This is a genomic window from Curtobacterium pusillum, from assembly GCF_013359865.1.
Taxonomy (GTDB): domain Bacteria; phylum Actinomycetota; class Actinomycetes; order Actinomycetales; family Microbacteriaceae; genus Curtobacterium; species Curtobacterium pusillum.
Genome location: NZ_JABMCE010000083.1, coordinates 95,893 through 107,911, shown reverse-complemented (window position 1 = coordinate 107,911; position 12,019 = coordinate 95,893). Strand labels below are relative to the sequence as shown.

The 12,019-nt window shown below is 70.5% G+C and carries 11 protein-coding genes; 4 read left to right on the top strand and 7 right to left on the bottom strand.

Features of this window, described 5'->3' with window-relative positions:
* The first annotated feature begins 87 nt into the window (after positions 1-87).
* On the top strand, positions 88-879 hold the full coding sequence (locus HP507_RS13100) for a DUF3800 domain-containing protein (RefSeq protein ID WP_175352232.1): 792 nt from the start codon (positions 88-90) through the stop codon (positions 877-879).
* Positions 880-902: 23 nt separating this feature from the next.
* Here HP507_RS13100 and HP507_RS13095 read toward each other — a convergent pair whose 3' ends face one another.
* Positions 903-1,757, bottom strand: coding sequence for a helix-turn-helix transcriptional regulator (locus tag HP507_RS13095; RefSeq protein WP_175352231.1), 855 nt, complete (start codon positions 1,755-1,757; stop codon positions 903-905).
* 102 nt (positions 1,758-1,859) lie between these two features.
* Between HP507_RS13095 and HP507_RS13090 the strand changes: the two genes are divergently transcribed.
* A complete protein-coding gene (locus tag HP507_RS13090) occupies positions 1,860-2,603 on the top strand; it encodes an SDR family oxidoreductase (protein WP_175352230.1) in 744 nt (247 codons plus the stop codon).
* A gap of 32 nt (positions 2,604-2,635) precedes the next feature.
* On the opposite strand, the gene HP507_RS13085 is transcribed toward HP507_RS13090, so the two are convergent.
* From HP507_RS13085 to rsmI, 5 genes are all read right to left on the bottom strand, one after another.
* Positions 2,636-3,175 (bottom strand): hypothetical protein, encoded by a 540-nt coding sequence (locus HP507_RS13085; protein WP_175352229.1) that lies wholly within the window; start codon positions 3,173-3,175, stop codon positions 2,636-2,638.
* 74 nt (positions 3,176-3,249) lie between these two features.
* A complete protein-coding gene (gene rsmA, locus HP507_RS13080) occupies positions 3,250-4,101 on the bottom strand; it encodes a 16S rRNA (adenine(1518)-N(6)/adenine(1519)-N(6))-dimethyltransferase RsmA (RefSeq protein WP_175352228.1) in 852 nt (283 codons plus the stop codon).
* A gap of 2 nt (positions 4,102-4,103) precedes the next feature.
* Complete coding sequence (locus HP507_RS13075) at positions 4,104-5,030, bottom strand: TatD family hydrolase (protein WP_175352227.1); 927 nt, start codon at positions 5,028-5,030, stop codon at positions 4,104-4,106.
* Positions 5,027-6,604, bottom strand: a complete 1,578-nt coding sequence (metG, locus tag HP507_RS13070) for a methionine--tRNA ligase (protein WP_175352226.1) — start codon at positions 6,602-6,604, stop codon at positions 5,027-5,029. The genes HP507_RS13075 and metG overlap by 4 nt, the downstream gene beginning before the upstream one ends.
* 120 nt (positions 6,605-6,724) lie before the next feature.
* A complete protein-coding gene (gene rsmI, locus HP507_RS13065; RefSeq protein ID WP_175352225.1) occupies positions 6,725-7,546 on the bottom strand; it encodes a 16S rRNA (cytidine(1402)-2'-O)-methyltransferase in 822 nt (273 codons plus the stop codon).
* A 54-nt stretch (positions 7,547-7,600) separates the two neighbouring features.
* On the opposite strand from rsmI, the gene HP507_RS13060 reads away from it, so the two are divergent.
* Complete coding sequence (locus HP507_RS13060) at positions 7,601-9,232, top strand: dolichyl-phosphate-mannose--protein mannosyltransferase (RefSeq protein WP_175352224.1); 1,632 nt, start codon at positions 7,601-7,603, stop codon at positions 9,230-9,232.
* A 10-nt stretch (positions 9,233-9,242) separates the two neighbouring features.
* On the opposite strand, the gene HP507_RS13055 is transcribed toward HP507_RS13060, so the two are convergent.
* A complete protein-coding gene (locus HP507_RS13055; protein WP_175352223.1) occupies positions 9,243-9,902 on the bottom strand; it encodes a TetR/AcrR family transcriptional regulator in 660 nt (219 codons plus the stop codon).
* A 168-nt stretch (positions 9,903-10,070) separates the two neighbouring features.
* Here HP507_RS13055 and HP507_RS13050 point away from each other — a divergent pair, with 168 nt between their 5' ends.
* Positions 10,071-11,612 carry an MFS transporter gene (locus HP507_RS13050; protein WP_175352222.1) on the top strand — a complete coding sequence of 514 codons (1,542 nt, stop codon included), beginning with the start codon at positions 10,071-10,073 and terminating at the stop codon, positions 11,610-11,612.
* Positions 11,613-12,019: the final 407 nt, after the last annotated feature.

Here is a 12,019-nt window from a genome sequence, read left to right as displayed (position 1 = left end):
GGTGTGTGACGCGGGGTTGCGTCAGCGGGCGAAGGTCTGCTGGCCGACGACGACGTTTCAGCGTTCGTATTTCAGTATTGTGGGCCGATGCGGCTCATCTTCCTCGACGAATCCGCCCGCGATCGGGCCTTCTCCTTCATGGGTGCGCTCATCGCGGACGCGGCCGCCGTGCGGTCGATCGAGAGCGGACTCGACGGCATCGCTCGTCTCGTCGAGGCCCACAGCTGCGGCGGTTTCGACAGTACTTCCGAGTTCCACGCAGTCGACATGTTCCACGGCAAGAACGACTGGAAGGACGTTCCACCCGGCTGGCGGGCCAAAGCGTGCGTGCTCGCGTCGAAGGTGATCGCGCGGTCTACTGCCACCTTCGTGTTCCGAGGGATCGACCTCGACGGGCACCGAGCCCGCTACCGGGAACACGCCTACCCCGTACACCTGCTCACGCTCGCCCAGATCCTGGAGGCGGTCGACGGTCAACTGCGTCGACTCGACCCGATCGAGCAACTCGGACTCGTCCTCGCCGACGACCACCACACTGCGGACGGCGCGCGACGAAGTCTGCGCGATTTCAAGGTGGAGCGAGCGCCTGGCTACACGAATCGTCCACTGACTCGAATCGCGGACACGCTCTACTTCGGACCGTCGCACGAGAGCCGGATGCTGCAGGCGGCGGATCTGGCGACGTTCTTCTTCAATCGCGAACGCACCGTCGAAGAACGCGACCACCGTTCCGCGACAACGGTGCGCACGATCACCGGGCACATTCGACGCATCACCGTGAGCGAGTACGTCTGGGACCCCAGGAAGACACAACGCCCCGCTCGAGGGCGGGGCGCTGGCTGGGTGCGGGAGGCCCGAGAGCGTCCTGCCCCTCGATGATAGCGGAGAGTCAGTGTCTCGGACTAGGACCGAGGCCCGACCGTGAAGGTCTGCTGGCCGACGACGCCGAGGAGCTCGAGCTTCTGCGCGTCCTCGCTGCCCGCGGGGGCCGTGAACAGCAGCAGCGCCTGCGTCTGACTGGTCGTGTGCAGCACCTGGCAGTCCACGGTGATGCGGCCGAGCTCGGGGTGCACGAACGTCTTGTGGTCCTCCCACCGGCCGGCCACCTCGTGCAGGGACCACAGCGCACGGAACTCCTCGCTGTTCGCCTCGAGGTCGGCGATGAGCTCGGCCGCCCTCCGGTCGCTCGGCCCCGCCGCTCCGACCGCTGCGCGGAGGGACGCCACCTGCGCGCGTGCGAGACGGTCGTGCTGCTCCGGCGCGTACTTCGCTCGCTCGTACGCGGTCATGAACCAGCGCCAGGGCTGGTAGCGCTGGTTCCCGGGCAGCCCCGTCGTCGTGCCGAGGAGCGCCGCCCCCAGTCGGTTCTCGACGAGGGTCTCGCCGAGGTCGTTCACGACGATCGCCGGGGTGTCCTCGAGCCGGTCGAGTACCCGGAGGATCGCGGGCTCGACGTGGTCCGCCCGGTGCACCCGCGCCGGGGCGTTGTGCCCGGCCAGGCGGAACAGGTGGTCGCGCTCGTCGAGACTGCAGCGGAGCGCCCGGGCGATCGCCGCCACCATCTGCTCCGACGGCTGCGGGCCGCGCTGCTGCTCGAGGCGGGTGTAGTAGTCGGCGGACATGCCCGCGAGGGCGGCGACCTCCTCGCGCCGGAGGCCCGGGGTGCGCCGGCGCTGCCCGGACCCGAGGCCGACGTCCTCGGGGCGCAGCAGTTCGCGGCGACGGCGGAGGAAGTCGGCGAGCGCGGGGCGGTCCATGTCCCTCATCGTGCACCGCGGCCGACGTCCGTGCCAGGGATCGGCGGTCCCCCGATGACCGCGCTCTGGTTCGGGCCATGGTGCCGGTGGATCGTGGACGTCATGGACATCACGAACTCCACCGTCTTCATCCCCGGCGCGACCTCGGGCATCGGCCTCGGCCTCGCACAGCGCCTGCAGGCAGCGGGCAGCACCGTCGTCATCGGCGGCCGGCGCCGCGCGCTGCTCGATTCCCTCCACGACGAGTACGGCTTCGGTACCGTCGAGCTCGACGTGACCGACCCCGCGTCGATCACCGCGGCGGCAGCGTCGGTGATCGAGTCCCACCCGTCGCTCGACACCCTCGTCACGATGTCGGGGATCATGCGTGCCGAGGACCTCCGCTCGTCGGCGCACCTCGACGACGCGCTCGCGACCATCGAGACGAACCTGCTCGGCACCATCCGGCTCATCGATGCGTTCCTGCCGCATCTGCTCGGTCGCCCGGCGTCGACGATCATCACCGTGTCGTCGGGGCTCGCCTACATGCCCCTCGCCGCGACCCCGACGTACAGCGCCACGAAGGCAGCGGTCCACTCGTACACGCAGTCGCTCCGGCAGCAGCTGGCCGGGTCGCCCGTGTCCGTGCTCGAACTCGTCCCGCCGGCGGTCGCCACCGACCTGATGGGCGAAGGGGTCGACTTCGGCGGGATGCCGCTCGAGGACTTCCTGTCCGAGGTGGTGTCACTCCTCGAGGCCGGCGCGTCGCCGGAGATCCTCGTGCAGAACGTGCTGCCGCTGCGGTGGTCGGAGCGCGACGGGACGCAGCAGCAGCTCATCGGGGCGCTGGCGTCGCGCGGGCACTGAGACGCGGGCCGCGGCGCCCGGGGCCGGCCCGGTCAGAGCCCTGCGAGCCACCCCTGCAGCTCCGCCTTTGCGTCGGGCATCCGGCCCGGACCGACGAGGCGCTCGCGCTGCGTCGCGATCCGGACGGTGTCGGCACGGGAACCGTCCTCGGTGGTGACGAGCACGGACTCACGGTCGGGGAACGTCCAACGGGCCGACGGGCGCTTCCCACCGCGGCGCTCGGACGTCGGAGCGAACCCGAAGGCAGCGGAGAACACGGGCACGATCCGGTCGAGCACCGCCTCGCGCTCCCCCGGCACCTGCCGCGACGCCGAGACCGCGAACGTGCCGTCCGAGCGTTGTCCGGGGATCCGCAGGCCACGGGACTGCTCGTAGCCGATCGTGACGCCCTGGGCCCACCACGGCTCCACGCCCTCGTCGACGAGCCACGCCGCGATGGCCGGGTGTCCGATCGTCCGTCCGCCGATCCCGTCGATGCGCTCGTACCAGTCGTCCGGCGACCTGCCCGTGGCAGCGAGCACCCGGTCGGCGGCCATCCCCTGCGAGTGCGATCGCACCGTCCCGTCGGTCATGCCGACATCGTAGGGGCGGTGCGATCGCATCACGCTCGCCATCAGTTCAGGTGCCGGGCAGCGGTCGTCGCGAGCTACTCCGCGGCGGCGAGGACCGTCCGGCCGAGGCGCACGAAGTCCTCGGCGCTGAGCGCTTCCCCACGAGCGGTCGGGTCGACCCCGGCAGCGGTGAGGAGCTCCGAGGCACGAGCGCTGCCCGCGAGGACCCCGGAGAGGCTCTGGCGGAGCATCTTGCGGCGCTGCTGGAACGCACCGTCGACGAGGGCGAACACCTGCGCCCGGAGGGCTTCGTCGCCCGGGGGCTCGTGCCGGTCGAACCCGACGAGGACGCTGTCGACGTTCGGCACCGGCCAGAACACCTGCCGGCTGACCTGTCCGGCGATCGACCACGAGCCGTACCAGGCGGCCTTCACACTGGGCGCTCCGTAGACCTTGCTGCCCGGGCCGGCGGCGATCCGGTACCCGACCTCGGCCTGCACCATCACGAGTGCCCGCTCGATCGAGGGGAAGGTCGCGAGGAGGTGCAGCAGCACGGGCACGGAGACGTTGTAGGGCAGGTTCGCGACGACGTGCGTCGGCGCTTCCGGCAGGTCCGTCGCGGTGATCGCGAGCGCGTCCTGGTGTACCACCTCGAGCCGTGCGTCCGGCTGCATCGCCGACACCGTCGCGGGCAGTTGCGCGGCGAGGCGCCCGTCGATCTCCACGGCGGTCACGGACGCGCCGGTCTCGGTCAGCCCGAGGGTCAGCGAGCCGAGCCCGGGACCGATCTCGAGCACGCGGGAGTCCGTGGCCACCCGCCCGGATGCCACGATGCGTCGCACGGTGTTGGCGTCGTGCACGAAGTTCTGGCCGAGCTTCTTCGTCGGGGTGACGTCGAGCTTGGCGGCGAGGTCCCGGATCTCTGCCGGGCCGAGCAGCGCGCCCACGGCTACTCGTCGACCGTCACGGGCTCGGCGTCCCACGCACCGTAGACGAGTTCGGTGTTCGACGCGATCTGCGCCGCGAGCATCGAGGCGTCCGTGCCGAGGGTCTCCGCCATCGACCGCAGTGTGAGCGGGATGAGGTACGGCGCGTTCGGGCGGCCACGGAACGGCGTCGGGGTGAGGAACGGCGCGTCGGTCTCGACCATGATCAGGTGCCGTGGCGCGACCCGGAGTGCCTCGCGCAGCGGTTCGGCGTTCTTGAACGTGACCGTGCCGGCGAAGGACATGTACCACCCGCGTTCGGCGCAGAGTCGGGCGAGGTCGGGGCCGCCGGAGAAGCAGTGGAAGACGGTCCTGTCGGGAGCGCCGACGCGGTCGAGCACCTCGACCACGGCGTCGTGCGCGTCCCGGTCGTGGATCGTCAGCGCGAGGTCGTGCTCCTTCGCGATGCGGATGTGCTCCTCGAACGAGCGGATCTGGGCGTCGCGTCCGTCCTCACCCGTGCGGAAGAAGTCGAGCCCGGTCTCCCCGATAGCCCGGACCCGGGGCAACGCGGCCAGTCGCTCGATCCCGGCCAGGTGCTCGTCCAACAGCCCCGAGGCGTCGAGCACCGGCGCCTCGTTGGGGTGCAGCGCGACGGCAGCCAGGACACGGGGTTCACGAGCGGCGATCCGTGCCGACCACTCCGAGGTCGCGAGGTCGGTGCCGACCTGCACGACCCCGCGCACGCCGACGCTGGACGCGCGCCCGAGGTGCTCGCGGTACTCGAGCGGCCCACCATCACCGACGCCGTCGGCGATCTCCATGTGGGTGTGGTTGTCGTACACGGGCACGACCAGTGCCTCCGGCAGGGGCGGGTAGGTCAGGTCGCGCTTGGACCCGCCCGATGACCCGTCGCCGCGGGACCGGACGTGGGCGCCAGCGTCGGTCACGCTGCGCCCTGTTCCACCTGCTCGATGCGCGGGAAGAGCCCGCTCTCGAGCGGCACCGCGGTGTCGGCGCCCTGCCACTCCCATGCACGGTCGACGCGCTGCTCGGCGATCGACCCACCGGCGCCGATCGACGCCCAGAGCTTCTCGGTCGCCTTCGGCATCACCGGGGAGATCAGGACCGCCACGGTCCCGAGGCCGCGGAGCGCGGTGACGAGCACGGTCGCGAGCCGCTCGCGCTGCGCGTCGTCCTTCGCGAGCGCCCAGGGCTCCTGCTCCGTGATGTAGCCGTTCAGTGCGTCGACGAGTTCCCAGATGGTGGCGATCGCGTCGTGCGGTGCGAACTCCGCGATGGAGGCGTCCGCGCGCTCGGTGACGGACTTCGCGAGGGCGTCGATCGCCTCGTCGGCAGCCGTCAGCGGTCCGCGCGCCGGCACGGCACCGTCGAAGTACCGGTTCAGCATCGCGACGATGCGGGACGCCAGGTTGCCGAAGCCGTTCGCGAGCTCGGACTGGTAGCGGGCGGAGATGTCCTCCCAGCTGAAGTTGCCGTCCTGCCCGAAGGTGATCGCGCGGAGGAAGTAGTAGCGGAACGCGTCCGACCCGAAGGTGTCGGTGATCTCCGACGGCGCGATGCCCGTGAGTTTCGACTTCGACATCTTCTCGCCGCCGACGAGCAACCAGCCGTGACCGAACACGCGCTTCGGCACGGGGAGTCCGGCCGCCATGAGCATCGCGGGCCAGATCACCGCGTGGAACCGGGCGATGTCCTTGCCGACGATGTGCACGCTCGGCCAGAGCCGCTGGAACGCCTCGTCGTCGTCGCTGCCGTAGCCGAGCGCCGTGACGTAGTTGAGCAGGGCGTCGAACCACACGTAGAGGACGTGGTCACTGTCCCACGGGATCGTGATGCCCCAGTCGAAGCTCGACCGCGAGATCGACAGGTCACGCAGGCCCTGCTTGACGAACGAGATGATCTCGTTGCGGACGCTGTCGGGCTGGATGAACTCCGGGTTCGATTCGTACAGGTCGAGCAGGCGCTGCTCGAAGTCGGACATCCGGAAGAAGTAGTTGCGCTCGGACAGCACCTCGACGGGGATCGAGTGGATCGCGCAGACCTGCTGCCCCTCGTACGCGCCGGTGCCGGAGACCAGGTCGCTCGGCTGCTTGTACTCCTCACACCCGACGCAGTAGAAGCCCTCGAACTCGCCGGCGTAGATGTAACCGTCGTCGTAGAGCTTCTGCAGGAACGCCGTCACGCCGCGCTCGTGGCGCTCGTCGGTGGTGCGGATGAAGTCGTCGTTCGCCACGTCGACGGTGTCGAGGAGCGGCTTCCACGCCTCGGTCACGAGGCGGTCCGCCCACTCCTTCGGCGTGACCTCGTTCGCACTGGCGGTGCGGAGGATCTTCTGCCCGTGCTCGTCCGTTCCGGTGAGGAGCCACGTGTCGTCGCCGCGCTGACGGTGCCAGCGCGCGAGGACGTCCGCGGCGACCTCGGTGTAGGCGTGCCCGATGTGGGGCACGTCGTTCACGTAGAAGATCGGCGTGGTGATGCTGAACGAGGAGCCGTCGGACATGCGCACCATCCTACGGGCGGGCAGGAGCCGCATGACGCGCCCCGCGCGCGACCTGTGGAGAACCGGACGGGAGGTGCGGTGCGAGCCGGCACCGCGCCTCCCGTCCGACGTCGCTCGCGTCTACCGCGCCGCCAGCGCACCCTCGTAGAGGTCGCGTTTCGACAGCCCCGTCGCGTCCGCGACGGCTGCGGCCGCCTCCTTCATCCGCGACCCGGCGGCGACGCGCTCGAGCACCAACCGGACGCCGTCCTCGATCGTGGCGACCTCCCCCGAACCGGACGCCCCCTCGACCACGATGCAGATCTCACCGCGGACACCCTCGGCCGCCCAGGCCGCGAGCGACGCGAGGGTGTCTCGGCGGACCTCCTCGTGCAGCTTCGTCAGCTCGCGACAGACCACTGCACGCCGCTCGTCACCGAACCCCGCGGCCATGTCCGCGAGCGTGTCAGCGAGCCGGTGCGGCGACTCGAAGAAGACCATCGTCCGCTGCTCGCCGGACAGCGACGCGAACAGTCGCCGGCGCTCCCCGCCCTTGCGCGTCGGGAAGCCCTCGAAGGTGAAGCGGTCGGTGGGCAGGCCCGAGACGGCGAGCGCCATGAGCACCGCCGACGGCCCCGGGAGCGCGGTCACGGTCACCCCGGCGGCCGCGGCTGCCTCGACGAGGGGGAAGCCGGGGTCGCTGATGGCGGGCATGCCGGCGTCGGTGAGGACCACGACGTCCTCGTCCCGCGCCAGTTCGACCACCTCCGCCGCCTTCGCCCGCTCGTTGTGCTCGTGCAGTGCGATGAGCCGCGGACGGTTCTCGATGCCGAGCGCACGCATGAGGTGGATCGCCGTCCGGGTGTCCTCGGCGGCCACCACACCCGCGTTCGAGAGCGTCTCGACCAGCCTCCGGGAGGCGTCGCCGAGGTTGCCGATGGGCGTTGCTGCGAGGACGATCACCACCCCATTGTGGTCGCAGCGGGGTCATGGCGCCGATCCGTAGGATGCTCTGCGATGACCAGCGAGCTGACCGAACACCGCACCGCCGTCCCCGACGGGCCGGTCGGCTCCCGTCTCGACGACTGGTGGGGGCGTGTCCTCTCGGTGGGCTGGCGCGTCGCCGCCTGGCGCTGGGCCGGCCCGCTCGCGGTGACCCTGCTGGCCGCGGTGCTGCGACTGGTGGGCCTCGGCCACCCGCACTCGCTCGTGTTCGACGAGACCTACTACGTCAAGGACGGCTGGTCGATCGTGCACCTCGGGTACGAGGGCACCTGGCCGGGCAACCCGAACGACGACTCGCTGCCGACGACCGACGAGCGGTTCGCCGACGGTGAGACCACGCTGTTCACCAGCGCTGCGGAGTTCATCGCGCACCCGCCGCTCGGCAAGTACCTCATCGGCCTCGGCATGCTGCTGTTCGGTGCGGACGACTCGTTCGGGTGGCGCTTCGCCGTGGCGGTGCTCGGCATCGCCACGGTGTTCCTCACCGCCGTCATCGCCCGGTCGCTGTTCCGGTCGACGCTCATCGGCACGCTGGCCGGGTTCCTGCTGGCCGTCGACGGGCAGGCGATCGTGATGTCCCGCGTGACGCTGCTCGACGGGATCCTCACGTTCTTCGTGGTGCTCGGGTTCGGGGCGCTGCTGCTCGACCGGCGGTGGACCTCGCGGCGCCTGGACGCATGGGTCGCGCGCCGCGCGGCCTCCGGGCGCGACACCCTCTGGGGGCCGGTGCTCTGGTGGCGGCCGTGGCTGCTCGCGATGGGCCTGGCCCTCGGCCTGGCGACGGCGACGAAGTGGTCCGGCATGTACTTCCTGGCCTTCTTCGCCGTCTACTCCGTGCTGAGCGACATGATGCTGCGGAAGCGCGCCGGCGTCGAGTTCTGGTCGTCGAGTGCCTGGCTGCAGCAGGGACCGGTGTCGTTCCTGCTCACGGTGCCGATCGCCGCGGCGACCTACCTGGCGTCGTGGACCGGGTGGTTCGTGTCGAAGGACGGCTGGGACCGGAACTGGCTCGCGTCCGGCGGGCAGCGGTGGACCGGCGTCCTGTCCTGGGTGCCGGACAGCCTGCAGAACTGGTGGCACTACCAGTCCGAGATCTACGGCTTCAACATCGGGCTGCACACCCCGCACTCGTACCAGGCGAACCCGCTGCTCTGGCTCCTCATGCAGCGGCCGACGTCGATGTACTACGTCGGGACGAACGCCGGCCAGGACGGCTGCACTGCGACCCGCTGCGGCGAGGCGATCACGGGCATCGCGAACCCGTTCGTCTGGTACGCCGCGGTCGTCGCCACGGTGGCACTGCTAGTGCTCTGGATCCTGCGCCGCCGCTGGGAGTACGCCTTCGTCCTGATGGGCATCGCGGCCGGGTACCTGCCGTGGCTGCTCTACGTGAACCGGACGGTGTTCCAGTTCTACACGATCGCGTTCGAGCCCTTCATGGTGATGGCGCTGGCAGCGGCGATCGGGCTCGTACTCGGGTCACGGGACGATCCACGACCACGGCGGACCCGGGCGGTCGTGTGGGTCGGCGTGTACCTCGGGGTCGTCGTGCTCGCGTCGGCCTACTGGTTCCCGATGTGGACCGGCATCCAGATGCCGTGGGACTTCATCCGGTCGCACTACTGGTTACCGAGCTGGTTGTAGGCGCTCCGCGTCAGGTGGTCGGCCGCATCGCGCGTTCGAGCGCTTCGCGTCCGAGGGGCGTCCCGCTCAGGCGTTCCGGCGCGGCGGGCGGCATGACGCCGTCGATGAGGACCTGGGCGTACCGGCGCCAGGCGTACGGGTCGGTGTCGCGCGTGGCGTCGGCCACCGCGCCGAGCATCGTCGTGAGCAGCGGCAGGTCCCGGTAGTCGAACCCCACCCGCACCACTCCCGCCTGCTCCGCCCGGTGGATGATCTCGGTGACCTGGGCCTCGAGCCGGTCGCGCTCCTGCACGATCGACGGACGCGACGTGCCCGCCCGCACGATGGCGTCCGCGAGGGCCCGGTCCCGCGCGCGGAACTCGAACACGCCCATCAGGTAGACGCGGAGCGCTTCACGGGGGTCGATCTCCTCCGCAGCCCGGGCTGCCGCGTCGTTCAGCGCCTCGAACTTGGTGGCGAGGAGCGCCTCGATCAGGGAGTCCTTGTCGGCGAACCGGCGGTAGACGGTCCCGACGCCGACCCCGGCCTCGTGCGCGATGTCGTTGAGCGTGACCGAGATGCCGCGCTCCGCGAAGCACTTGCGGGCCGTCTGCAGGATCAGCTCGCGGTTGCGCGCGGCGTCGGCGCGGAGGGGGCGCTCGAGTCCGGGCGCGGAGTCGGTGGTGCTCACGGCTCCGAACCTAGTTGAACTTTCTGGGAATAAGTGGATGCGCACCTTCCGTTTCGGTCTACACTGATCGCAAACGGATGCGTCGCATCCGGTTAGACACCTCCTCTCACTGAAGCATCCGACGGCGCGTGCTTCGCCATCCCTCCAACCTTCTCGAAGGAGGCTGCCGTGACGGCAGAACAGACCGTGCCGACCCCGACCGGGGCAGCACCCACGAACCCAGGCACCACCCCCGACAAGGACAACCACCGCTGGATCGCCCTGGCGGTCATCGCCCTCGCGCAGCTGATGGTCGTGCTCGACGCCACGATCGTCAACATCGCGCTGCCCTCGGCCCAGTCGGACCTCGGCTTCGGCACCGACCAGCGCCAGTGGATCGTGACGGCGTACTCGCTCGCGTTCGGTTCGCTGCTGCTCCTCGGCGGACGGCTCGGCGACCTCTTCGGCCGCAAGAACACCTTCGTCATCGGACTCGTCGGCTTCGCGGTCGCGTCCGTGCTCGGTGGCCTCGCGGACTCGTTCGGTCTGCTCGTCGCGGCACGTGCGCTGCAGGGCGTGTTCGGCGCGCTGCTCGCCCCGTCCGCCCTCGGCATGCTGACGACCACCTTCCGCGACCCGAAGGAACGCGGCCGCGCCTTCGGCATCTTCGGGTCGATCGCCGGCTCCGGTGCAGCGATCGGCCTGCTCCTCGGCGGTGTGCTCACCGAGTACGCCTCGTGGCGCTGGTGCCTCTACGTGAACATCGTGTTCGCGGTGCTCGGCGTCATCGGTGCGCTCGTGTTCATGGCCAAGCCGCCGAAGGTCGAGCGGCCGCGCATCGACGTCGCCGGCGTGCTCACGATCACGGCCGGCCTGGTCGGTGTCGTCTACGGTTTCTCGAACGCCGAGACCAACGGCTGGGACGCCCCGCTGACGATCGTCATGCTGGCTGCGGGCGTGGTGCTCATCGCCGCCTTCGTGTTCATCGAGACGCGCGTCGCGCACCCGCTCCTGCCGCTGCGCGTCGTGCTCGACCGTGACCGCGGTGGCGCGTTCATCGCGATCGGCCTCGTCGCGATCGGCATGTTCGGCATCTTCCTGTTCCTGACCTACTACCTCGAGCAGACCCTCGGGTTCAGCTCGCTGCAGACCGGTCTGGCGTTCCTCCCGATGCCGCTGTCGATCATGCTGTCGGCGACGCAGATCGGTGGCCGCCTGCTCCCCCGCGTCGGTCCGAAGGTGCTCATCTTCGCCGGTGGTCTCGTCGCGTCGATCGGTCTGCTGCTGCTCCTCCGCACGGACGTCGACAGCTCCTACGCGGGAACCGTCCTGCCGGCGCTGATCGTCATCGGTCTCGGCATGGGCACGATCTTCTCGTCCGCGATGAACACCGCGACGACCGGCGTTGCCCGCTCCGATGCCGGCGTGGCCTCGGCGACGGTGAACACCATGCAGCAGATCGGTGGCTCGATCGGCACCGCCCTCCTGTCGACCATCTTCGCCGACGTCGTGAAGAACAGCCTCTCGGGGCTGTCCGCGGCGCCGACGAAGCTCCAGCAGGCGCAGGCGGTCCTCGACGGGTACCACGTGGCGTTCGGCATCTCGGCGGGCGTGCTCGTCCTGGTCGCCCTCGCCGGCGGGCTCCTCATCAACCGCCAGTCGGTGCGGCTCGCCAAGCTCGAGCACGCCAGCGCCGCGACGACCGGGAGCATCCCCGCCGCCGCGCACTGATCCCGCGCAGCGACTCCCGCGCAGCGAGCGGCCCGTCTCGGTTCCCGGGGCGGGCCGTTCGACGTCCGCAGGCCCGGCCCGTGCGGCCCGCTCGGCCCGGCCCCCTCGGCCCTGCGCATTGTTCGACGTTCCACCCGTCGATCGACTCGTGGCACGTCGGACCATGCACACGCAACGGCTGCATGCGCACAGACCGACATGACACCGGTCGATCGACTTGCGCGATGTCGGATCATGCACACGCAGCAGCCACGCCCCGCCGCCGCCGCACCTCGCCCCGCCGCGGCACCTCGCCCCGCTCCGGCCCGGCCCGGCCCGGCCCCGAATGCCGTGGGACGGAACCGGGGCCCGTTGCGCAGTGTGTCGGTTTCCCTCGCACACGTCAGAGGTGCCGATTATCGTGTGCG